This is a genomic window from Amycolatopsis alba DSM 44262, from assembly GCF_000384215.1.
In the GTDB taxonomy this organism is placed as follows: Bacteria; Actinomycetota; Actinomycetes; order Mycobacteriales; family Pseudonocardiaceae; genus Amycolatopsis; species Amycolatopsis alba.
On sequence record NZ_KB913032.1, the window covers coordinates 3,647,947 to 3,668,170 of the forward strand.

Annotated in this window: 25 protein-coding genes; 16 read left to right on the forward strand and 9 right to left on the reverse strand. The window is 69.2% G+C overall.

What is annotated here, in order from left to right; translation table 11 throughout:
• Position 1 precedes the first annotated feature (1 nt).
• The 12 genes from AMYAL_RS0117295 to dnaB all read left to right on the forward strand — a co-directional run bounded on the left by AMYAL_RS0117295 (position 2) and on the right by dnaB (position 9,892).
• Positions 2–799, forward strand: a complete 798-nt coding sequence (locus AMYAL_RS0117295) for a hypothetical protein (protein WP_020632565.1) — start codon at positions 2–4, stop codon at positions 797–799.
• 134 nt (positions 800–933) lie between these two features.
• Complete coding sequence (locus AMYAL_RS0117300; RefSeq protein ID WP_020632566.1) at positions 934–1,833, forward strand: hypothetical protein; 900 nt, start codon at positions 934–936, stop codon at positions 1,831–1,833.
• A 118-nt stretch (positions 1,834–1,951) separates the two neighbouring features.
• The gene (locus AMYAL_RS0117305) at positions 1,952–2,836 is read left to right on the forward strand and encodes a hypothetical protein (RefSeq protein ID WP_020632567.1); all 885 of its coding nucleotides are present in this window, start codon (positions 1,952–1,954) and stop codon (positions 2,834–2,836) included.
• A gap of 100 nt (positions 2,837–2,936) precedes the next feature.
• Positions 2,937–3,257: a 30S ribosomal protein S6 gene (gene rpsF, locus AMYAL_RS0117310; RefSeq protein ID WP_174720483.1), complete on the forward strand. Its 321-nt coding sequence runs from the start codon at positions 2,937–2,939 to the stop codon at positions 3,255–3,257.
• Between the two features lie 17 nt (positions 3,258–3,274).
• Positions 3,275–3,784: a single-stranded DNA-binding protein gene (locus AMYAL_RS0117315; protein WP_020632569.1), complete on the forward strand. Its 510-nt coding sequence runs from the start codon at positions 3,275–3,277 to the stop codon at positions 3,782–3,784.
• 76 nt (positions 3,785–3,860) lie between these two features.
• A complete protein-coding gene (rpsR, locus tag AMYAL_RS0117320) occupies positions 3,861–4,109 on the forward strand; it encodes a 30S ribosomal protein S18 (protein ID WP_005168122.1) in 249 nt (82 codons plus the stop codon).
• Positions 4,110–4,121: 12 nt separating this feature from the next.
• The gene (gene rplI, locus AMYAL_RS0117325) at positions 4,122–4,577 is read left to right on the forward strand and encodes a 50S ribosomal protein L9 (protein WP_020632570.1); all 456 of its coding nucleotides are present in this window, start codon (positions 4,122–4,124) and stop codon (positions 4,575–4,577) included.
• Between the two features lie 165 nt (positions 4,578–4,742).
• Positions 4,743–5,153: a hypothetical protein gene (locus tag AMYAL_RS0117330; protein ID WP_020632571.1), complete on the forward strand. Its 411-nt coding sequence runs from the start codon at positions 4,743–4,745 to the stop codon at positions 5,151–5,153.
• Complete coding sequence (locus AMYAL_RS0117335) at positions 5,153–5,746, forward strand: DUF3558 domain-containing protein (RefSeq protein WP_020632572.1); 594 nt, start codon at positions 5,153–5,155, stop codon at positions 5,744–5,746. Before AMYAL_RS0117330 ends, AMYAL_RS0117335 begins: the two co-directional genes overlap by 1 nt.
• A gap of 3 nt (positions 5,747–5,749) precedes the next feature.
• The gene (locus tag AMYAL_RS0117340; RefSeq protein WP_020632573.1) at positions 5,750–7,111 is read left to right on the forward strand and encodes a PPE domain-containing protein; all 1,362 of its coding nucleotides are present in this window, start codon (positions 5,750–5,752) and stop codon (positions 7,109–7,111) included.
• 97 nt (positions 7,112–7,208) lie between these two features.
• Complete coding sequence (locus AMYAL_RS0117345; RefSeq protein ID WP_020632574.1) at positions 7,209–8,006, forward strand: ESX secretion-associated protein EspG; 798 nt, start codon at positions 7,209–7,211, stop codon at positions 8,004–8,006.
• Positions 8,007–8,482: 476 nt separating this feature from the next.
• Complete coding sequence (gene dnaB / locus AMYAL_RS0117350; protein WP_020632575.1) at positions 8,483–9,892, forward strand: replicative DNA helicase; 1,410 nt, start codon at positions 8,483–8,485, stop codon at positions 9,890–9,892.
• 24 nt (positions 9,893–9,916) lie between these two features.
• Here the strand turns inward: dnaB and AMYAL_RS0117355 are convergent, their stop codons facing one another.
• The 5 genes from AMYAL_RS0117355 to AMYAL_RS0117375 are packed head-to-tail and all read right to left on the reverse strand — an operon-like array spanning position 9,917 to position 12,892.
• Positions 9,917–10,267: a hypothetical protein gene (locus AMYAL_RS0117355; protein ID WP_020632576.1), complete on the reverse strand. Its 351-nt coding sequence runs from the start codon at positions 10,265–10,267 to the stop codon at positions 9,917–9,919.
• 13 nt (positions 10,268–10,280) lie between these two features.
• Positions 10,281–10,781 carry a TetR/AcrR family transcriptional regulator gene (locus AMYAL_RS0117360; RefSeq protein WP_020632577.1) on the reverse strand — a complete coding sequence of 167 codons (501 nt, stop codon included), beginning with the start codon at positions 10,779–10,781 and terminating at the stop codon, positions 10,281–10,283.
• Between the two features lie 32 nt (positions 10,782–10,813).
• On the reverse strand, positions 10,814–11,614 hold the full coding sequence (locus AMYAL_RS0117365; RefSeq protein ID WP_020632578.1) for an alpha/beta fold hydrolase: 801 nt from the start codon (positions 11,612–11,614) through the stop codon (positions 10,814–10,816).
• A complete protein-coding gene (locus AMYAL_RS0117370; protein WP_020632579.1) occupies positions 11,611–12,207 on the reverse strand; it encodes a TetR/AcrR family transcriptional regulator in 597 nt (198 codons plus the stop codon). Before AMYAL_RS0117370 ends, AMYAL_RS0117365 begins: the two co-directional genes overlap by 4 nt.
• A gap of 46 nt (positions 12,208–12,253) precedes the next feature.
• Positions 12,254–12,892, reverse strand: a complete 639-nt coding sequence (locus AMYAL_RS0117375; protein ID WP_245192937.1) for a DUF3159 domain-containing protein — start codon at positions 12,890–12,892, stop codon at positions 12,254–12,256.
• 71 nt (positions 12,893–12,963) lie between these two features.
• On the opposite strand from AMYAL_RS0117375, the gene AMYAL_RS0117380 reads away from it, so the two are divergent.
• Entirely contained in the window at positions 12,964–13,557 is a 594-nt protein-coding gene (locus AMYAL_RS0117380; protein WP_020632581.1) for a TetR/AcrR family transcriptional regulator, read from the forward strand.
• Positions 13,558–13,563: 6 nt separating this feature from the next.
• On the opposite strand, the gene AMYAL_RS0117385 is transcribed toward AMYAL_RS0117380, so the two are convergent.
• Positions 13,564–14,676 carry an FAD-dependent oxidoreductase gene (locus tag AMYAL_RS0117385; RefSeq protein ID WP_020632582.1) on the reverse strand — a complete coding sequence of 371 codons (1,113 nt, stop codon included), beginning with the start codon at positions 14,674–14,676 and terminating at the stop codon, positions 13,564–13,566.
• Positions 14,677–14,746: 70 nt separating this feature from the next.
• Here AMYAL_RS0117385 and AMYAL_RS0117390 point away from each other — a divergent pair, with 70 nt between their 5' ends.
• On the forward strand, positions 14,747–15,427 hold the full coding sequence (locus AMYAL_RS0117390) for a TetR/AcrR family transcriptional regulator (protein ID WP_026467172.1): 681 nt from the start codon (positions 14,747–14,749) through the stop codon (positions 15,425–15,427).
• Here AMYAL_RS0117390 and AMYAL_RS0117395 read toward each other — a convergent pair.
• The gene (locus AMYAL_RS0117395; RefSeq protein WP_026467173.1) at positions 15,419–16,300 is read right to left on the reverse strand and encodes an aminoglycoside phosphotransferase family protein; all 882 of its coding nucleotides are present in this window, start codon (positions 16,298–16,300) and stop codon (positions 15,419–15,421) included. The genes AMYAL_RS0117390 and AMYAL_RS0117395 overlap by 9 nt on opposite strands.
• 65 nt (positions 16,301–16,365) lie before the next feature.
• On the opposite strand from AMYAL_RS0117395, the gene AMYAL_RS0117400 reads away from it, so the two are divergent.
• Positions 16,366–17,541, forward strand: a complete 1,176-nt coding sequence (locus AMYAL_RS0117400; RefSeq protein WP_020632585.1) for a serine hydrolase domain-containing protein — start codon at positions 16,366–16,368, stop codon at positions 17,539–17,541.
• 6 nt (positions 17,542–17,547) lie between these two features.
• On the opposite strand, the gene AMYAL_RS0117405 is transcribed toward AMYAL_RS0117400, so the two are convergent.
• Positions 17,548–18,030, reverse strand: coding sequence for a MarR family winged helix-turn-helix transcriptional regulator (locus AMYAL_RS0117405; RefSeq protein ID WP_020632586.1), 483 nt, complete (start codon positions 18,028–18,030; stop codon positions 17,548–17,550).
• Between the two features lie 84 nt (positions 18,031–18,114).
• On the opposite strand from AMYAL_RS0117405, the gene AMYAL_RS0117410 reads away from it, so the two are divergent.
• Entirely contained in the window at positions 18,115–19,311 is a 1,197-nt protein-coding gene (locus AMYAL_RS0117410; RefSeq protein WP_020632587.1) for an FAD-dependent monooxygenase, read from the forward strand.
• Here the strand turns inward: AMYAL_RS0117410 and AMYAL_RS0117415 are convergent.
• Positions 19,265–20,224: a helix-turn-helix transcriptional regulator gene (locus tag AMYAL_RS0117415; protein ID WP_020632588.1), complete on the reverse strand. Its 960-nt coding sequence runs from the start codon at positions 20,222–20,224 to the stop codon at positions 19,265–19,267. The two genes, AMYAL_RS0117410 and AMYAL_RS0117415, sit on opposite strands and share 47 nt — an antisense overlap.

The following is a 20,224-nucleotide window of genomic DNA, read 5'->3' on the forward strand; positions in this document are numbered from 1 at the left end:
GATGGGGAAGACTGCCGGGCGGATCACGGCACTGGGTTTCGCGCTTTCGGTTTCGGCCGGACTCGCGTTCCCGACGATCGCGATGGCCGCCGAGCCGAATCCGACCCTTTCCGGCAATTGCGCCTCGACGCTGCAGAACGGGAAGTCCGCCAACGGCCTCGCTCTCGACGCGGGCGCCCCGCTCAACTCGCCTGAGGCTTTGACGGTCGGTCTGGACTCGAAGGCCAAGACGGCCCAAGGTCGGAAGCCGCTGCTTTCGCTGCCGGTCGGCGACCTGGTCAAGGCGACCGGACTCACCGACAACCAGGTCGGCGACCTCGTCGCGCAGGGTGTCTGCGAGCCCGCGCAGGGCGTGGTGAACACGGTCGGCAACCTGACTCAAGGCATCGCCGACGACGTCACCGAGCCGCCGGGCCCCGGCCCTGGACCTGGTCCCGGCCCGAAGCCCCCGAATCCGCAGCCTCAGCCCCCGAAGCCGGGCCAGCCCGGTGGTCCGGGCAGCGAGCTCCCGGTCGAAAGCGGTCCTGGTTCCTCCACCGGTATCGGCGGCGACTCGATCGCCGGCGTCATCAGCAACGCGGCGCTGCTGCCCGGCAACTTCGTCCAGGCCCCGGTGATCACCGAGATCATCCCCGGCGAGGTCCCGCCGCCCACCGTCGACGAAAAGGACACCGGCAACGCGCAGGCCGTCCAGGCGCCGGTCACCCCCGCCAAGCTGCCGCTGCTGCTCGCGGTGCTGGCGCTGGCTGTCGTCGCCGCGGCTCTGGTCCGCGCCTGGCTGCGGGGCAAGCCCGCCTGATCTTCACCCACAGTGACCCTCGGTGACGCCCGCTTCCACTCGAATGCCTGACCTCTTCGAGTGAGCGGGCGTCACTTGTCTCCATTAGCGTCGTTGTGCAGGTAGGTGAACCTGACGACGGAGGAGTCGAAGGCATGCGCGAACGGACACGGAGGGCGACCGCCCTGGGTGCCTCGGCCTTCATTCTCGCGGGCTCGGCCGCCCTCGCCCTGCCCGGCACGGCCGCCGCCGCCGAGACCAAGACCGCCACCTGCGGCGGATCGGTGACCGCGAAGACCGGCGACAAGATCCTCGGGAAGACGCCGCTGCTCGGCATCCCCCTCGACCTCGGCCAGGCGGGTCCGGTCTCCGGAATCCTCACGGGCACGATCAACGCGCTGCTCGGCACGGTCTGCAAGGTGACGGTGACCGTGGTGAACGCCGTCGTCGCGCCGGTCCCGGTCATCGGCGAACCCGCCGCGGAAGCGCTGAACGGCGCCGTCACCGGCACCACCCAGGCCTTGACCGGCGGCGGCAAACCCGCCCCCGGTACTCAGCCCCAGCCAGGGAAACCCGCCCCCGGCACGCCCGGTAGCGGCGGCCCGCAGACGGGCGGCCCCGGCGGTTCTCCCGCTCAGGGCGGAACCCCGGCGGGCGGCGGCATCCCGGCGGCGAACAGCCCGCTGCTGCCCGGCACCTTCACCCCGAACTTCGGCGGCCTGCCGTGGGGCATCAGCACGGGCTACGCCCCGATGCGCGACTACAGCTCCATCCCGATGGCGACGGCCGGTCTCTTCAGCCCGTCGCCCGGTCTTCGCTACGGCGGGCAGGTCCCTGGCTATGCGCCGCAATTCGGTGTCGACGCCGAGAACGGGAACGTCGCGGGCAACCCGGACGTCCAGAACGCGGGACAGGCCGAAGCACTACCGAGTGTGAGCGACGGATTCACTCAGGACGGGAAACTGCCGCTGCTGATCGCCGTTTTGGCACTCTCCGGAGTCAGCGCGGGCCTGGTCCGCACCTGGGTCCTCCGCCGAATGGCCGCTACAAGTTAGTCCTACCGCCTAGTATCTTCTTGGTCACTCCCTCGTTATCCCCGTTGGTAGTGCTTTTCCCGCTGGTGAAAACCAGACGCACTGCCTCACGCCCCCACCGACCCGGAGGATCGCGCTCGTGCGGAAGACCACCATCTGGCAGACCACCCGCAAGGCGCTCACCGTCACCGCACTCGCGACCATGGTCACCGGTGGCGCGCTCCTGACGGCGGGCACCGCCTCCGCGGCCACCACGCTGGCGAACGCGTGCAGCGGCACCGTCAACGGCGGGATGGGCGACACCGTCGCGATCACCGGCACCTCGGTCAAGGAACTGGTGCGGGCGGGTGCGCGCGAGGCGGGCACCCTCGCCCTGTGGGACGTCGCCGCGAACGACATCGCCAAGGTCAACACCATCGCCGTCGGCACGGTCCCGCAGTCGGCGGGCGGCCCCGTCGAGGCGAAGGCGATCGGCGCGGCCGTGCGGCAGGCGGTCAAGGAGACCAAGTCCTGGGGTCTCGGGCTCAACCCCGACAAGACGCTGGACAGCATCGAGCACAAGGTCGCAGGCAGCTGCGGCCTGACCACGGTCGCGACGAACTACGTCGCGCCGACGCTGCCCGCTCCGGGCACCACCGCCCCGCAACAGGGTGGCACCGGCGGCGCGGCCAACGGCGCCCCGTCGGGCGGCGCGAACCTGCTCCCCGGCGGCAGCAACGGCACCGGCTACGCCCCGCCGCGCGACTACGGCAACCTGCCGGTCGCGCAGCCGGGTGTCGCGGTGGCGCCGGGCGTGCGTTACCCGGCCAACAGCCCGCTTCCCGGCGAAGGTGCCCCGCAGTACGGCACCGACGGCCAGGCCGGTCAGAACCCCGACGTCCGCAACGCGGGCAACGCCGAAGCGCTCGCGACCGACGGCATGCCCGGCGGCGACGTCCAGCTGCCGATGCTGCTCGCGGTACTCGTGCTCGCCGGGGTGACCGCCGCGCTGGTGCGCACCTGGGTCCTGCGCCGCGTCGCCTGACCTGAGGCGAAGGCGCCGAACGCCGCCGGGTACGCTGTCCTGGACAAACCCTCCTGCCACGGACAGTCCGTGGCCGCGAGCCCATAGGAGGTGAGTGGTTGTGTCACGCCATTACGAGGTAATGGTCATCCTTGACCCCACGCTCGACGAGCGCACGGTCGCCCCCACGCTGGACACTTTCCTCAACGTCATCCGCACTTCGGGCGGAAGCGTCGAGAAGGTCGACGTCTGGGGCCGTCGCCGGCTCTCCTACGAGATCAAGAAGCACGCCGAGGGCATCTACGCGCTCCTCGACCTGAACTCCAGCTTCGAAGCGGTGAAGGAGCTGGACCGTCAGCTCTCGCTGCAGGAGACCGTGCTCCGCACCAAGGTCATGCGCCGCGAGATCAAGCGCGCCGCTGCCGTCGCCGCCAAGGCCTGAGCCGAAGGACTTTCCCGATGGCTGGAGACACCGTCATCACGGTGATCGGCAACCTCACGTCCGACCCGGAGCTTCGCTTCACCCCTTCCGGTGCGGCGGTCGCGAACTTCACGGTCGCGTCCACCCCGCGCACGCTGGACCGTCAGTCCGGTGAGTGGAAGGACGGCGAGGCCCTGTTCCTGCGCTGCAACATCTGGCGTCAGGCGGCCGAGAACGTCGCCGAGTCGCTGACCCGTGGCGCGCGAGTCGTCGTGCAGGGGCGCCTCAAGCAGCGGTCTTTCGAGACCAAGGAAGGCGAGAAGCGCACCGTCGTCGAGCTCGAGGTCGATGAAATCGGCCCCTCGCTGCGTTACGCCACCGCCAAGGTGAACAAGGTCAGCCGTGGCACCGGTGGCGGTGGAGGCGGCGGCTTCGGTGGAGGCGGCGGCGGTGGCCAGTCCGGCCCGCCCGCCGACGACCCGTGGGGTTCCGCCCCGCCCGCCGGTGGCGGCGGTGGCGGCGGCTTCTCCGACGAGCCGCCCTTCTAGCCAGGCGCTCCACCGCGGGCTCCGGCCCGCGAGACGCCTCGACACAACCACTACGTAGGAATTCAGGAGTAAAACCGTGGCCAAGCCACCCATCCGCAAGCCCAAGAAGAAGGTCTGCGTTTTCTGCAAGGCCGAGAAGAAGGGCCGCCCGGAGAACATCGACTACAAGGACACCAACCTGCTTCGGAAGTACATCTCCGACCGCGGGAAGATCCGTGCCCGTCGCGTGACCGGCAACTGCAGCCAGCACCAGCGTGACATCGCCATCGCGGTCAAGAACTCCCGCGAAATGGCGCTGCTGCCCTACACCTCGACCGCACGCTAAGGAGGCACGTCAATGGCGAAGATCATTCTCACCACCGACGTCGCCAACCTCGGTGGGCCCGGCGACATCGTCGAGGTCAAGGACGGCTACGCACGCAACTACCTGCTCCCCCGTGGCTACGCGATCGTGGCCACCAAGGGCGCGGAGAAGAACGTGCGCACGATCAAGCGGGCGCAGGAGAGCCGTCGCATCCGCGACCTCGACCACGCCAAGGAGATCAAGGCGACCCTGGAGGGCCTCGGCGCCATCCAGCTCAGCGGCAAGGCGGCCGAGGGCTCGAAGAAGCTCTTCGGTTCGATCACCACCGGCGAGATCGTGGACGCGATCAAGGCCGCGGGTGGCCCGCTGCTCGACAAGCGCGTCATCGAGCTGAAGGACCACATCAAGACCGTGGGCAAGCACTCGGTCGGCGCCCGTCTGCACCCCGACGTCCGCGTCGACGTGCGGCTCGAGGTCAAGGCCAAGTAACACCGCTTCGCCAAAGGGCGGGATGTCTCCTTCACGGAGATGTCCCGCCCTTTGCTTTACGCGGAACCCCACCCGGCCGGGCAACGTCTTAGGCTTGACGGGGGATCAAGGCATTATCGAGACTCGACGTCGAGGCACGGGGACTCAAAAGGGGATCTGGAACCAATGGCTTACGACAGCAACGCCGAGCGGAACCGGCAGGAGAAGGTCACGGTGTCCGCACCGGCCAACCCGGACAAGCCTTCGTCGACGTCGGGCGGGGGTGGCGGCGGGTTCGCCTTCGACAAGGACAAGATCGACGGCATCATCAAGAAGTGGACGGACCTGCAGGTCGAGCTCAAGAAGGACTACGCCGACGCGAACCTGATGGCGAACGTCAAGGCGCCAGGCAAGGAGTTCGCGAGCGGCGACTGGGAGAAGCTGGCCAACCCGTCCGGCAAGGCGTTCCTGGAGCAGAACCAGAAGATGCAGGACTACGTCAAGAATTACATCGACCAGCTGACCGCCGCCAAGCAGAAGATCGCCGCGAACGAAGCCGAGACGCAGGCTTCGCTCAACAAGCACAAGGCCGTGTGATGCGACGTTCCCTCGTACTCCTCCTCGCCGCCGGTGCGCTGGTCGCGGGCTGTTCGGGCACCAAGAACGGCACCGCCTCTTCGGAGCCCTCCTACACGACCGGCTCCTCGAGCGCGTCGAGCGGCTCGTCCGGCTCCGCGCCCAAGGTGTCGAATCCCTTGAAGACCTCGTCGATCGAGAGCGACGCGTGCGCCGCGCTTTCCGCGGCGAAGCGGTCCCAGCTCGGCCTCGGCGAAGGCGAGCGGCGGACCACGAGCGCCGGCCCCGGCTGCTCGATCTTCGCCGCCGACGACAAGCTGAACCAGATCGAGATCAGCCCGGTGCTCGCGAACAAGAACGGTCTCAGCGACGTCTACGACACGAAGGCCAACGACGCGTACTTCGAGGAGACCCAGGTCTCCGGGTACCCGGCGGTCTACGCCGCCGCGCTCGACGACCGCAAGAGCGGCAAATGCGGTCTCTTCGTCGGCGTGACCGACCAGCTGGCCGTGAACATCCTGGTGCAGTACGACAACGGACCCGGCGCGAGCGATCCGTGCCCCGTCGCGCTCAAAGTGGGGGAAGCGATGATCGAGACGTTGAAGGAGGGCTGACGAGTGTTCCTGCTGCCGATCATCGCCGGGTACTCGGCCTACAACCTGGCGACCACGAAATCCGGCGACTTCGAAGCGTCGGGCGGCGATCGCAAGATCGACTGCTACAACATCTGGGAGAAGATCGTCACCGGTCCGGGTACCGGGTCGATCCAGGAGGGGCAGGCCGCGGCGACCCGGCTCAAGGCCGGCTACCAGGACAGGCTGACCACCATCGACAACCTGTCGAAGGAGATGGACGCCGCCTGGACCGGCAAGAGCGCCGAAGCCGCGCAGCAGTCCGGCGCGCATCCGCTGCGGGCGTGGATGGACGACTCCGGCAAGAAGCTGGTGGACTCCGACAAGTACCTCGGTGAGCAGAACACCGCGTTCACCACGGTGAAGGCGAAGGTCCAGCAGGTCCCCAAGGATCCGCCGAAGAACAACCTGCTCAACTCGATCACCCCGTGGACCACCGACACCGACCGCGCGATCCGGGACTACAACTCCAAGGGCCAAGCGAACGTCGACGCGTTCAACGAGTACTTCAAGGCCAGTTCCGAGAACGGCAAGGGCCTGCCCACCTACAACAAGATGGAGGGGCAGAAGTCGAACGTCGACGTCACCGGCGGCGGCAGTGACGGCAAGGGCAAGGACAAGGACGGCGGAGGCCAGGGCGACCGCAACGGGAACAACGGCATGCCGGGCATCTCGACGCCGCCCGGTTCGATGCCGCCCGGCGGGATGCCGAACATCCCCGGATCGAATATGCCGGGTATCGGCGGACCGGGCTCGAACATGCCAGGGGCGAACCTGCCGGGCAGCAACATGCCGGGTATCGGCGGGCCGGGTTCGAACATGCCGGGCTCGAACATGCCGGGCGCGAACCTGCCAGGCGGGCAGTACAACCCGAACCTCCCCGGCAGCAACTACAAGCCGCCGTCCTGGGACGACGGGACGAACGCGTCCGGCTTCACCCCGCCGAAGATCCCCGGCGCCGGCGGCTTCGGCCCCGGTAGCGGCGGTGGCGGTGGCGCGGGCTTCGGCGGCACCGACATCCCCGGCGCGGGCGGCTTCGGCCCGGACGGTGGCTTCGGCCCCGGTGGCGGCGGGTTCGGTCCCGGCGGCGGGAGCGGCTCGGCCATGCCCGGTGGCGCGGGCGCGATGGGCGGCGCCGGCATGGGCGGCGGTGCGGCGGGTTCCGGTTCCGGAGCGGGTCGCGGCGCGGGCGGAATGATGGGCGGCATGGGCGGGATGGGCGCCGGTGGCGCCAAGGGGAAGGGCGGCGAGGACGAGGAGCGCAGCTCCAAGTTCCTCGTCGGCGACGACCCCAACGAGATCTTCGGAACCGACGAACTCACCGCACCGCCGGTGATCGGGGAGTAATACGAACAGCCAGGCCGGGCGCGTGCCAAGATGGGGGCCGCGCCCGGCCTGTCTTGTCACGGGCTGGACGAACATGAACGACTAGGGGGCAGTTCCGGTGCTGGACAAGCAGGTCACCATCACGACCGGCACCCTCATCACGCTGATCCACCGCCGAGGCGGCGAGCCGCACACGATCCTGTCGGAAACCCCGACCTGGTACGGCGAGGAAGCGCAGCGGGCCGAGGACGAGCGGACCAACGAAGAGCTGGCGAGCCAGGGCCTCTTCGGCGCGCGGGGCCTGCACAACGGGTTCAAGGCGACGCTCGAAGCGATCGCCAGGCCGTCGCTGGAGTACTACGGCTGGGTCGACGGCGGGTTCGAGGGCAAGGCGCTGAGCTTCACCCTGCTCGCGGGGAGCGCCGGTGGCGAGGGTTTCGTCCTCGCCCGCCACAGCGAGCACGACGGCGTCGCGCTCGCCTCGGTGCGGCCCGAAGAGCTGCTCACCGAGTTCCTCGCCCAGATCCCGAAGCTCGCACCGGGACGCGGGCGTCCGATCGCCGTCCCGAAGAGTCAGGTCGAGGCCTCGCGCTCGTCTTCGACGGCGCAGGACGAGGGTTTCGAGGTGCTTCGCAGCGGGCGGCAGAGCACGGGCAGCCAGGAGGCGGACGAGCTTCGGCGCATTCTCGCGCTACGCCGTTTGGGGAGTGGCAGCCTGTACGTCGCCGCTCGCGGCCGGAGCGGCGCGCGGCAGCGGATCGAACGCCCGGTGAACTACATCGATACGTCCGAGGGCCGGTGGCTGACCGAGGAGATACCGGGGAGTGGCGAACCGAGGATCGCCTTCACACCCGCCGACCAGCAGGTTCTCGGAGAACGACTACGGAGCGCACAGGGCAGGTTGTTCTCGTCCTGAATTCACCACCGTTCAGCCCGCCGTGTCACCCCTCCACTCTCCGTGGCATTCATCCACAGGGCACCCCTGTGCGCCGCCGTGCGACACGCCGAACGACGTGTTTTGCCCGACACGCCGTCGCGAGTTGAATAAAGTTCTCCACAGTCTCTCCACAGGCTCTGACCAGCGCTTTTGTCAGACCGTCCGACCGTTGCCCACAAGTTGTACACAGGCTTTGGGTCACCTGTGAAGGGATGCCCGCAGTCATCCCCAGGTTATCCACAGGGCGGTCCCCAGGCGAAATTGCGCTGGTCCTTTCGGGGGGCCTACCGTGCCCGCCGGGTGGGTACGCACCGTGGCGGTCGTCCGGGTCGAAAGTGAACACAGGGGAGCGTCGGGAGCCGAGGGAGGGCGACCGGCGGGCACGGGCGGAGTGACCGGGGAAAATCTGGCATAATCGAACGCGTGTTCGATGTCTTGAGGAGGTGGCAGCAGCGGTGGCGCTGACCGACGACCGCAATCCGATGTACGCGGAGTCCGATCCGGGTCCCAGTGACCCCGGTCCGCGTGGCGGCGAATACGACCGCCAGCCGCCGCAGGACATCGCGGCCGAGCAGTCCGTGCTCGGCGGCATGCTGCTGTCGAAGGACGCCGTCGCCGACGTCATCGAAGCCCTCGGGCCCGACGATTTCTACCGGCCCGCGCATCAGGCGATCTACGACGTCATCCTCGATCTCTACGGACGAGGGGAGCCCGCGGACCCGATCACCGTCTCCGCCGAGCTGGAACGCCGCGGCGAACTCGGCCGCATCGGCGGCGCCCCGTACCTGCACACCCTGATCGCGACGGTGCCGACGGCGGCGAACGCCGGGTACTACGCGGAGATCGTCACCGAGAAGGCGGTGCTGCGGCGCCTGGTCGAGGCGGGCACGCGGATCGTGCAGTACGGCTACGGCGCGGCCGCGGCCGACGGCGCGAACATCGACGAGGTGGTCGACCGCGCGCAGGCCGCGATCTACGACGTCACCGAGCGGCGCACCACCGAGGACTACGTCGCGCTGGAAGAACTGCTCCAGCCGACCATGGACGAGATCGACGCGATCGCCTCGCGCGGCGGGCAGTCGCAGGGCATCCCGACCGGATTCGCCGATTTCGACGATCTGACCAACGGCCTGCACCCCGGCCAGATGATCATCGTCGCGGCGCGTCCCGGTGTCGGCAAATCGACCCTGGGACTGGACTTCGCCAGGTCAGCGTCCATCAAACACGGCCTGACCAGCGTCATCTTCTCGCTGGAAATGAGCAGGACCGAGATCGTCATGCGCATGCTCTCGGCCGAGGCTCGGATCCGCCTGGCCGATATGCGCGGTGGCAAGATGTCCGACGACGACTGGACGCGGCTCGCGCGCCGGATGAGCGAGGTCTCCGAAGCACCGCTGTTCGTCGACGACTCGCCGAACATGACGATGATGGAGATCCGCGCGAAGGCCCGGCGGCTCAAGCAGCGCAACGACCTCAAGCTCGTCGTCCTCGACTATCTCCAGCTGATGAGCTCGGGCAAGCGCGTCGAGTCGCGGCAGCAGGAGGTCTCGGAGTTCTCGCGGCAGATGAAGCTGCTGGCGAAGGAGATCGAGGTCCCGGTGATCGCGATCAGCCAGCTGAACCGTGGTCCCGAGCAGCGGACCGACAAACGCCCGATGCTGTCCGACCTCCGTGAGTCCGGCTCGCTGGAGCAGGACGCCGACCTCGTCATCCTGGTCAACCGGCCCGACGCCTGGGAGCGGGACGACCCGCGCGCCGGTGAGGCGGACCTGATCATCGCGAAGCACCGTGCCGGGCCGACGGCGACCATCACCGTCGCGCACCAGCTGCACTACAGCCGCTTCGTCGACTTGTCGCACGACTAGCTTGAGTTTTGACGCGCTGCTCGTTCAGCGCAGGGCGTTCTCGACCAGCTCGACGGTCTCGCGCGGGTTGTCGACCTGGAGGACCAGACGGGAGTAGCGCTCGTCGGCGAGTTCGATCACGACGGCCTTCGACGGGTTCTTGACGTCCCAGAAGACCTTTTCACCGTCGAGGTGGAACGTGCCCGCCGTGATGACGCCGGGCAGGTGGGCACCCGGCGCCCGGATTCCCTTGGGGTCGGCGGCGATGCCGGGGTCCGCGGTCGCGCCGCGGACGTTGGCCAGCGGAATGGTCAGGCTGCTCTTCAGGGCCCAGAGCTTGTCGAGACCCTCGATCACGACCACGAGGTCGTTGCCGTCGATGGTGACCAGTGCCATGTCTGTTTCCTTGTCAGTCGAGGGGATCGAGTCGTCGGGTCAGTGCGGTGGCGGCGCCGTCGGGGCCGTCGCGCAGGAGGATGCCCAGTGCGGCGGCCGTGAGGGCGGCGGCCAGGGCGGTGGGGATGCCGAGCGCGTCGGCGATCGCCTGGTCGACGGCGGCCAGCGCCGCGGCCACCTCGGCCGCCACCTCTTCGTCGGCCGGTGCCCGTTCGACCGCCGCGAGCAGCAGCAGACCGAGGTCGGCCGAGGTGACGAGCCGCAGCGCGGTCGCGGCATCCGTCGCCGCTGCGAGCGCTTCGGTCAAGGGACGGACGTCGTCGGCGAGGTGGCGGCGCAGGGCGACCAGGTAGAGGCCGCGCTTGCTGCCGAACGTCTTGTACAGGCTGTTGCGGTGCACGCCGAGGTGGACGACGAGGTCGTCGATGGACACCCCGTCGTACGCGCGGCCACCGAACAACCCCACGGCGGCACGCACCACCTCGTCCTCGTCGAACGCCCTTCGCCTGCCCATGTCATGACGATAGACTTTTGAGGAACGATCAGTCAAGAACGATCGTTCCTCAAAAGGAAGTCGATGACGTCCTTGCCGAAGCGGCGATCGGTCATCACGGTGTGGTGCCGCCGTCCCTCGTAGACCTTGAGTTCGCCGTGGCGGACTCCGCCCGCGACTCGTTCGGCGAGCTCGGGCGGATAGAGCGCGTCCCGCGCCCCGGCGAGCACCAACGTCGGCGCGGCGATCTCGCCCAGGCGGTCTTCGATGTCGAAGGTGTCCTCGGCCCGCAGCATGGCCACCATGCCGTTCGGGTCCGCCGGGCGGCCGGCGGTCAGCCCCAGGACACCGGCCATCAAGGCCCGGCCGAGCCGGGAGTCCGCGACCGTGGGCGCCAGTGCCATGGCCGCGGCGCGGTATCGCCCGGCGGCCAGCAGGTCCGTGTACTCATGCTGGACGCGGCGGCCGTCCGGTCCGAGGCGGACGCCCGCGGCGCCGACCACCAGCCGTCGCACCAGGCCGGGGTGGTCGGCGGCGAACTGCAGCGCGAGGCAACCGGCCGTGGACAGGCCGAGCACGTCCACCGGGCCGTCGAACCGGGCCCGGAGCTCCTCGGCGTGGTGGGCGGCGAGATCGGCCATGGTGACGCCGGGTTCGAGACCGGGGCGGCGGCCGACCGTCAGCACGGTGAAGTGCGCTGCCAGCGGCTTGAGAGAGCGTGCTTCCGCCCATCGGGCGGCGCCGGTGGGGTTGGCCGAGTCCGGTAGCACCGTGCGGAAGACCACGAGCGGGCGGCCCGTTCCGAACTCGAGGTAGGCGGCGCCTCCGGCCAGCACTCCTTCGCGCAAGGTCACTCCTTGGTCAGCCCGGCCGCGACGATGTCGACGAGCCTGTCGAGTACGGCGGGATAGCGCTGCTCGCCGATGTCCTCACGGTGCATGGGCAGCAGCAGTACGGCCTGGAGCACCCCGATCAGCTCGTCGTCGTCGGCCTCGACGAGCTCGCCCTTGCCCCTGGCCGCCTCCAGGAACCCTGGCAGCGGCAGCATCCGCTCCGCCCTGGCCATCTCGTCCGGCCCCATGCGCCGGGCCACCGCCCGCATCTCTTCGGGATGGGTGACGAGTCGTCGATAGAGCGGGTTCTCGTCCAGCATCCGCACGGTGGCGCGCAGGAAACCGCCGAGGGCGCCGCGCGCGTTTTCGGCCTTGTCCAGCACCTCGGCCAGGTGCTCGTGCAGCCGAGGGGCTTGCCGCAGCATCAGCTCCAGGTACAGCGCTTCCTTGGAGTCGAAGAAGGCGTAGAAGCTGCTTTTCGCGATCCCGGCCGGGGCGGCGAGATCGTCCAGGGAGGTCTTGCGCAGGCCTTGGGCGGCGAACAGGTCACGTCCGGCGTCGAGCAGCCGCTCGGTGATCCGGGCGCGGTCCTCCGCGCTGAACGGGGTCGGCATACCCACTCCTGTGCACGTATGAACAAAATGGTTTTTCGTTCATAGCCTACGCCGTCACGGCTCGTTCGCGCAGGATCCGCCGGCACAGGTAGACGCAGACGCCCGCCGCGGGCGCCCCGCCGAGCAGGGTGGCGGCGATGCCGAGCGGGACCACCAGCCCGTTCAGGTACAGCGGCACCAGTACCGCCGCGGCGATGACGAACTTCGCCAGGAAGACCGCCGTGCACAGGTAGTAGCGTCGCCGCCGCGGGCGATCGCACTGCCAGCCGGAACGTTCACCGCGGACCGTGCCCATCACCACCCCGACGACCGGACGGCGCACCAGCATGGACAGCAGGAACAGCGCGCCGCCGCCGGTCTGCGCGAGGACCACGGTGAGGTAGAAGTCGACGGCCTGCCCGGAACTCCCGGCGAGCAGCGCGGACACCCCGATCACGATCAACCCGATCGACGGCTGCCAGACCTTGCGGTCGGTGCACAGCCGCACGACGGCGAACACGAACACGCCGCCGACGGCGATCAGCGCGGATGTCAGCACCTGCCCGCTCACCAGGTACGCGACGAGGAACAGCGCTCGCGACGCGACGCCCTCGGCGACCGTGCGCCAGCCTCCGACGGCGCCGAACAACGACAACGACTTCTGCGTCAGCATGCCGAACCCCATCGGCCTCACCTCATTCTTCATCGCCTGATGAAGAACACGGTACGGGAAAACTCCATCAGGCGATGAAGAATGAGTGTTAGGCTTCGGCGGCCATGACAGAGCACGACGAACACCGTCGTCCGGGCCGGTGGCGGTCCGGCGCGGAGAGCAAGCAGCGGGTCCTCCAGGTCGCCCGCGAACTGTTCGACCGGAACGGTTACAGCGGCACGACCGTGCGCGCGATCGCCACCGCCGCGGGAGTCGATCCGGCGATGGTGTTCTACTTCTTCGGCACCAAACAGGGCCTGTTCAGCGCGGTGATCGACCTGTCGGAAGACGTCCCGCCCGCCATCGAGTCGCTTTTCGACGGCGACCTCGACAGCCTCGGCGAGCGCGTCGTCCGGACGCTGGTGGAGAACCTCGACAAATCCGATCGCACCCCGCTGGTCATGCTGACCAGGTCTGCGCCCACCGACCCGAAGTCCGAAGCACTGCTGCGCGAGTTCATCGACCGGGAGATCACCGACCGGGTCGCCGCCCTGCTCGGCACGCCGGACGCCGCGCTGCGGGCAGGCATGGTCAACGTCCAGATCCTGGGGCTCGCGGTGGCGCGGTACATCGTGCGCGTCGAGCCGATCGCTTCGGCGTCCGTCGACGAATTGGTGGCCTCGTTCGGTCCGCTCGTGCAGCACTGCCTGACCGGGTGAGCGGCCTCAGTCCGGCTGGAAGAACGCGAGCATCTTCCGGGCGGCGTCCGGCGCCGTCAGGAGTTTCTGGACCCGCTCGGACATCCGCGCGGCGGCGCCGGTGCGTTCGAACATCTCGCGTTCGTAGTCCTTGACGGCGGCGGCGGGGAAGTCGTCCGGACGCGCGGCCAGGTCGAGGCCGAGCCGGGCACCGTCGAGCAGTGCCATGTTGGCACCTTCGCCGGTCGGCGGCATCAGGTGCGCGGCGTCGCCGAGCAGCGTGACATCCGGCGCCGACGGCCAGGTCAGGCCGATCGGGAGCGTGCTGACCGACCGCGGCACGACCGTGTCGTCGCAGGCCTCGATCAGCGCGAGGATCCGCGCGTCCCAGCCGGGGAGCAGCTCGATCAGCCGCGCACGGGCGGCGGCCGGGTCGTCGAACGGGATCCCGCTGGTTTCGAACCAGTCCTCAGGGGTGTTGTGGAAGCTGACGCCGATGCGGACGCGGCCGTCGCCGTTGCGCTGCGCCGCCAGGGCCAATCCGTCGCCGAGGACCCAGTAGGTGCCTCGGCCGACCATCGCCGCCAGGTCGGGGTGCGTGCGGTCGATGTCGGGGATGCCGATCTCGACGTAGTTCTGCCCGAGATGCGCCGGGCGGGCGTCGGTGAGCAGCGCGCGGACCCGCGAGTTCGCCCCGTCGGCACCGACCAGCAGGTCATAGGCCGCGCTGCTGCCGTCGGCGAAGGACACCACGCCGTTTTCCGCGGACTCGTACGCGCGCCCCCAGCGCACCGTGTCCTCGGGGAGGGAGTCCAGCAGCAGGTCACGCAGGTCGGCGCGGTCGACTTCGGGCCGCAGGAGCGGGGCGTCCTCGGGCGTGTCCTCCTGCAGCAGCAGGGTGCCGTCGGGCTCCAGAAGCTTCATGTCCTGCCCTTCACCTCGGGCGATTTCGTGGAACCCGTCGATCAGTCCCGCCTCGCGCAGCGCCTGCTGGCCGGAATGGATGTCGAGCATGCCGCCCTGGCCACGGGCGTCGCGCGAGGACTCACGTTCGTAGACGACGGACTCGATGCCGTTGACGTGCAGAACCCTGGCGAGAGCCAGTCCGCCGAGGCCCGCTCCGATGATGGCGATGGTCATGGTCGCGCTCCTTCGATACACCGTATTGGTCAATACACTGTATCGGACGATGCGTTGTATTGTCTTCGGCATGTTGGTGTGGGAAAGGCCGGAGCCGCCGAATCGACCGGCCCTGGCCCCGTTGAGCCGGGAGAAGATCGTGCGGACGGCGATCCGGCTGGCCGACGCCGACGGCCTGGACGCGGTGTCGCTGCGCAAGATCGCGACCGCGCTGGACGTCGGCCCGATGCGGCTGTACGGCTACATCGACAGCAAGGAGGAGCTGCTCGACCTGATGGTCGACGCCGCCCACGCCGAGATCCGGCCTTCCGGAGACGGCTGGCGGGAAACCCTGCGGTCTTTCGCCGAAGCCATGCGGCGCACCGTTCAGCAGCACGAATGGCTCGCCGACCTCCTGGGCGGCCGTCCGCGGCTCGGACCTCAGACCATGGCCAGTTCGGAAGCCGTGCTGTCCGAGCTGACCGACCTCGGCGTCGACGCGATCATGCCGGTGGTCGCCGCGGTCAACGCGTACACGATCGGCGCGGTGCGGCGGGAGATCGCCGAACGCCGGGCGGAGCGGGCCACCGGGATGGACGAGAAGCGCTGGCAGGCCGAATTCGGGCCTTATCTGACACGGGCCTTCGCCTCCGGCGAGTTTCCGGCACTGGCCACGGTGGTGCGCGACGCCGTCCACCTCGACGCGGACGAGACCTTCCGGATCGGGCTCGACTGCCTGCTCGACGGCATCGAGGCCCGCGTCTCAGGCTGACGCGCGTCCGAGCGCGGCCCGGCCGGCCGGTTCCCAGGTCGGTTTGCCCCCAGTGCGGCCGAGTCTGCCGTTGCGCCCGATGGCGATCAGGTTCAGCGCGCGCAGGACGGCCCAGCCGCGGGCCCGCGTGACGGTCGCGTCGTCCGCGACCTCGTAGGCGTCGAAGAACCGGCCTGCCGCGCCCTCGGGCAGCAAGATCCAGGCTGCGGACAGGTCCGTCGCGGGGTCGCCCGAGCACATGTCGCCGAAGTCGATCACGCCGGAAAGCGTCCCTTCCCGCACGATCACGTTCGCGGGATGCAGGTCGCCGTGCAGCCAGATCGGCGCCCCGTCCCACGCGGGCGCCGCGACGGCCTTCTCCCAGATCTCCTTGGCGTGATCGCCATCCACCTCGTCGGCGACCGCCGCCAACGAACTGCTGAATCCGTCCCGCAGTGAAGCGAGGGCGAGACCTCGTGTCGCGCTGACCGGCGCGTCCGCGGGGGCAGGCCGGTGCAGCGCACCGAGGAAACCCGCGAGCGTCCCGGCGGCGTCGGCGCGAGTGATCGGCACGCGGTCCGCCGGTTCGCCGTCGACCCAGCGCGTGATCGTCCACGTGTACTCGAACAGCGCTGACGGTTCGCCGACGCGCACCGGGACCGGTGTCGGCAGCGGCAGGCGACCGGCCAGCACGGGCAGCCATTTCTGCTCGGCGCGCAGCAGCGACGGGGCGCGTTCGGTGCGCGGCAGGCGTACGGCCAGCTCCGGCCCGAGCCGCCATTGCTGGTTGTCCCAGCCGCCTTCGACCTCGCGGAGTTCCAGCTCCGCCAGATCCGGATGCTGTTCCCGCAGCAACGCGCGTATCAAACCCGGCTCGAACCTGACTTCGTCCATGATCGAGGCTCCCATGTCAGCGCCGTGACCGTCCCGTGTCAGCGCGGACCGAGAACGTGGTCGCCATGACCAAGACAGCGAAGATCTTCCGGCGCGTGGGCGTCATGGCGGTGGCGGCCGCACTGCTGACGGGCGTCGCCGTGCCGACCGCCTCCGCCGGGCAGGACCGACCGGAATTGCGACAGTCCCTCCAGGAGTTCGTCGACGCCGGGTTCGGCGGGATGCAGCTGCGCGTCCGCGACGCGCGGGGCGAATGGACCGGCAGCGCCGGGGTGCGCGAGCTGGGCGGGACCGCGAAACCGCCGACCGACGGTCACTTCCGCGTCGGCAGCACGTCGAAGAACTTCACCGCGACCCTGGTGCTGCAGCTGGTGGCCGAGGGCAGGATCGGGCTCGACACCCCGGTGGCGAGAGTCCTGCCGCAGTTCGGGCTGGACCCGCGGATCACCGTGCGGATGATGCTGCAGCACACCAGCGGGCTGTTCAACCACACCGGCCAGTACAACCCGGACGGCACGGTCACGCCGGGGATCCCCTGGGCGGGCAAGGAATGGGTGGACCTGCGGTTCCACACCTACCAGCCAGAGGAACTGGTTCGGCTCGCGGTGTCCAAGCCCCTGGTTTTCGAGCCGGGGACGAGCTGGAGCTACTCCAACACCAACTACGTGGTGGCCAGGCTGCTGGTCGAGAAGCTCACCGGCCGTCCCTTCGCCGACGAGCTGGACCGGCGGATCCTGCGCCCGCTCAAGCTGCGCGACACGCTGTCGCCGGGTGCCTGGCCGGGGATGCCCAAGCCGTACGCCCACGCCTACTACCAGTACGAAGACGCCGGTCAGAAGAAGACGATCGACGTCACCCACCAGAACCCGTCCTGGATCTCCAGCGCCGGGGACATGATCTCGACGACGAAGGATCTCCAGACCTACTTCTCCGCATTGCAGAGCGGCAAGCTGCTCCCCGCCTGGCTGATGACCGAGATGCGCAAGACGCACCCCGGCAGCGAAAGCCTCTACGGCTTCTACGGTCTTGGGCAGTTCTCGCAGGACTTGGGCACGGGCTGCGGCATCGTCCTCAACCACAACGGCAGCAACAACGGCTACGGGGCGATGATGTACAGCACGCCCGACGGCAGCAAGACGCTCACCGCGTCGATCACCACGGGCGACCCCGACAACGACCCGGTGCCGTCCTACCCGGCGATGCTGACCAAGCTGGTCAAGAAGGTGTTCTGCGGTAAGTGAGCCCGGCTACTCGTCGTCGAGATGCGCCAGTTTGGCGGTGAGGTCGTCGACGAAGCGGTCGAGAAGGCTGCCGAAGGTCTTGCGGTCTTCCGCCGACCAGTCGGTCATCGCGTCGCCGAACCAGCCGAGGATGGTCCGCAGGTACCGGTCGGGGATCTCCTTCCCCGCCGTCGTCAGCTCGATCAGGCGCGCTCGCTGGTCGTCCGGGTCCGCGACCCGGACGACCAGCCCTTGCTTTTCCAGCCCGTTGAGATGCCGGGTGACATGCGGCCCGACGACCTTCATCCGTTCGGCGATCTCCCCGACCCGCAACGGCCGGTCGGCCATGTGCAGCGTGACCAGCACCGTCATCGCGGGCCGGTCGAGGGAGATCTCGGCCCGCTCCATCGCCCGTTCGACCAGCCGGCTGCGGTTGAGCACGGTGCCGAGCTGCGTGAGGCGGGGGAGTACCGCCATCAGGTCGAGCTCCGGAGAGCCTGTGTCTTCCATCACACCTCATAAAGATACCTAAGTTAGGTATATGGTTGCTCTGAGCCCATAAGGATACCTAAGTTACCTATCCAAGGAGAACTCATGAGCACCGTCCTGATCTCCGGCGCCAGCATCGCGGGCCCGGCCCTCGCCTACTGGCTGCACCGGTACGGCTTCGACGTCACCGTCGTCGAGAAGTCGGACGCGGTCCGCGGCGGCGGCTATCCCATCGACATTCGCGGCACCGCCGTGGAAGCCGTCCGGCAGATGGGTGTCCTTCCCCAGCTCCGGGCCGCCCACATCAACACGCAGAGACTCACCTTCCTCGACGCCGACGGCGAGCGGATCACCTCGCTCCGGCCCGACGCGATCAACGGCGGAGTCGCGACCCGCGATCTGGAAGTACCCCGCGGCGACCTCACTTCGATCCTCTACGACACGATCCGCGACGACGTCGAATTCCTCTTCGACGACTCCATCGCGAGCCTCGACCAGCACGCCGACCGCGTGGACGTGCGCTTCCGCGGCGGGACCGAGCGCAGCTTCGACCTCGTCGTTGGCGCCGACGGCCTGCACTCGAACACCCGCGCGCTGGTCTTCGGTCCCGAGGAGCAGTTCCACCACTACATCGGCTACTGCTTCGCGGGCTTCACCATGCGAAACGACTTCGGGCTTTCACACGAGGGCATCCTCTGGAACACGCCAGGGCGGGCGGCGGCGCTCTACGCCGTCGGCGACGGCGACACGGTGCACGGCTTCCTGAACTTCGTCCGCCCCGAGCCGCCCTTCGACGCCTTCCGGGACCCCGCCGCGCAGCGTGACCTGATCGCCTCGGTCTTCGCCGGGGACGGCTGGAACATCCCGCTCATGGTCGACACCATGCGCACCGCCGACGACCTCTTCTTCGACGTCGTCAGCCAGATCCGCATGCCGCGCTGGTCCAGCGGGCGGGTCGTGCTGGCGGGCGACGCCGCGCACGCGCCGTCGTTCCTCACCGGGCAGGGTTCGAGCCTTGCCCTGGTCGGCGCCTACATGCTGGCCCGCGAGCTGGCCATGACGCCCGACCACACGGCGGCGTTCGACGCTTACGAACGGAACATCCGGGAGTACGTCGAGCTGAACCAGGCACTGGTCACCGCAGGGGGCTCCACCATGTTCCCCGACACGCCCGAAGCCCTGGAGCAGCGCAACACCGTGTTGCGCGGGCTTTCGGCGCTGCCCGAGGACGCGGAAAAACCGGCCCATTCGGCGCTCACCCTGCCCGCGCCCGCGCGGCCAGCCGGTCTGCCAGCGCGCTGACCAGGTCGCGAAGCTCGCCGGGGCGCTCGATGACGAACGGCCGGTCGAGCGCGGCGAGCAGCGGCGGGATCCAGTCCAGCCGCTGGGCCCTGATCCGGGCACGCACCCCGTCGCCGTCCGCTTCCAGGACGGCCACGGACGGCGGGAAGACCGCGCGGACCTCCTCGGGCGTCGCGTCGATCCGCACGGAGACGTCGTGCCGGTGCGGCGTCTCGGCCAGCGCGGTCAGCACTCGTCCGGCCGGGTCGAAGCCGTCGGGCGGCTCGAAGGTCCCGGCCCGCGCCTCGGCCGAGGTGATCCGGTCGACGCGGAAGGTGCGCACCTCGCCGCTGGCCGAGTCGAAACCGGTCAGGTACCAGCGTCCGGAGTGCGCGACGACGCCGTACGGATGAACCACGCGTTCGCTGGCACCGCCGTGTCCGGCGAGGTATGCGAGCTCGACCGGGTGCCGGTCCCGCGCGGCTTCCGCGACGGTGAGCAGCACCTCGGCCTCGGCCGAGAGGGCTTGCCGGGCGGATGAGGTGAACTCGGCGGTCTCCAGCAGCGCGTCCAGCCGTCGGCCGAGTGCTTCCGGAAGCACTCGGCGGACTTTCGCGACCGCGCTCTCGGCGGCCGAGACCGACGTGGTGATCAGCCCGGCTCGCCGTCCCGCGACCAGGCCGAGCAGAACCGCCAAGGCCTCCTCGTCGGTGAGCATCAGCGGCGGCATCCGGTAGCCGGGGGCCAGCCGGTACCCGCCGTACCGGCCGCGCACCGAACGGACCGGGATGTCCAGGTCGAGGAGGTGTTCGACGTAGCGGCGGACGGTGCGTTCGTCGACGTCGAGCCGTCCCGCGAGCTCGGCGACGGTGCGTGTCCCGCCGCGCTGGAGGATCTCCAGCAACGCGAGCACGCGGGCGATGGGCCGGGTCAC

What these genes read in the sequence shown, in the direction of transcription:
- AMYAL_RS0117300 (WP_020632566.1), top strand. Translation starts at nt 934, where the DNA reads ATGCGCGAACGGACACGGAGGGCGACCGCCCTGGGTGCCTCGGCCTTC.
- rplI (WP_020632570.1), top strand. Translation starts at nt 4,122, where the DNA reads ATGGCGAAGATCATTCTCACCACCGACGTCGCCAACCTCGGTGGGCCC.
- AMYAL_RS0117390 (WP_026467172.1), top strand. Translation starts at nt 14,747, where the DNA reads ATGTTGGTGTGGGAAAGGCCGGAGCCGCCGAATCGACCGGCCCTGGCC.
- AMYAL_RS0117400 (WP_020632585.1), top strand. Translation starts at nt 16,366, where the DNA reads ATGACCAAGACAGCGAAGATCTTCCGGCGCGTGGGCGTCATGGCGGTG.
- AMYAL_RS0117330 (WP_020632571.1), top strand. Translation starts at nt 4,743, where the DNA reads ATGGCTTACGACAGCAACGCCGAGCGGAACCGGCAGGAGAAGGTCACG.
- AMYAL_RS0117360 (WP_020632577.1), bottom strand. Translation starts at nt 10,781, where the DNA reads ATGGGCAGGCGAAGGGCGTTCGACGAGGACGAGGTGGTGCGTGCCGCC.
- AMYAL_RS0117385 (WP_020632582.1), bottom strand. Translation starts at nt 14,676, where the DNA reads ATGACCATCGCCATCATCGGAGCGGGCCTCGGCGGACTGGCTCTCGCC.
- AMYAL_RS0117410 (WP_020632587.1), top strand. Translation starts at nt 18,115, where the DNA reads ATGAGCACCGTCCTGATCTCCGGCGCCAGCATCGCGGGCCCGGCCCTC.
- AMYAL_RS0117355 (WP_020632576.1), bottom strand. Translation starts at nt 10,267, where the DNA reads ATGGCACTGGTCACCATCGACGGCAACGACCTCGTGGTCGTGATCGAG.
- AMYAL_RS0117335 (WP_020632572.1), top strand. Translation starts at nt 5,153, where the DNA reads ATGCGACGTTCCCTCGTACTCCTCCTCGCCGCCGGTGCGCTGGTCGCG.
- AMYAL_RS0117375 (WP_245192937.1), bottom strand. Translation starts at nt 12,892, where the DNA reads ATGAAGAATGAGGTGAGGCCGATGGGGTTCGGCATGCTGACGCAGAAG.
- AMYAL_RS0117370 (WP_020632579.1), bottom strand. Translation starts at nt 12,207, where the DNA reads ATGCCGACCCCGTTCAGCGCGGAGGACCGCGCCCGGATCACCGAGCGG.
- AMYAL_RS0117315 (WP_020632569.1), top strand. Translation starts at nt 3,275, where the DNA reads ATGGCTGGAGACACCGTCATCACGGTGATCGGCAACCTCACGTCCGAC.
- AMYAL_RS0117405 (WP_020632586.1), bottom strand. Translation starts at nt 18,030, where the DNA reads ATGGAAGACACAGGCTCTCCGGAGCTCGACCTGATGGCGGTACTCCCC.
- AMYAL_RS0117395 (WP_026467173.1), bottom strand. Translation starts at nt 16,300, where the DNA reads ATGGACGAAGTCAGGTTCGAGCCGGGTTTGATACGCGCGTTGCTGCGG.
- AMYAL_RS0117295 (WP_020632565.1), top strand. Translation starts at nt 2, where the DNA reads ATGGGGAAGACTGCCGGGCGGATCACGGCACTGGGTTTCGCGCTTTCG.
- AMYAL_RS0117380 (WP_020632581.1), top strand. Translation starts at nt 12,964, where the DNA reads ATGACAGAGCACGACGAACACCGTCGTCCGGGCCGGTGGCGGTCCGGC.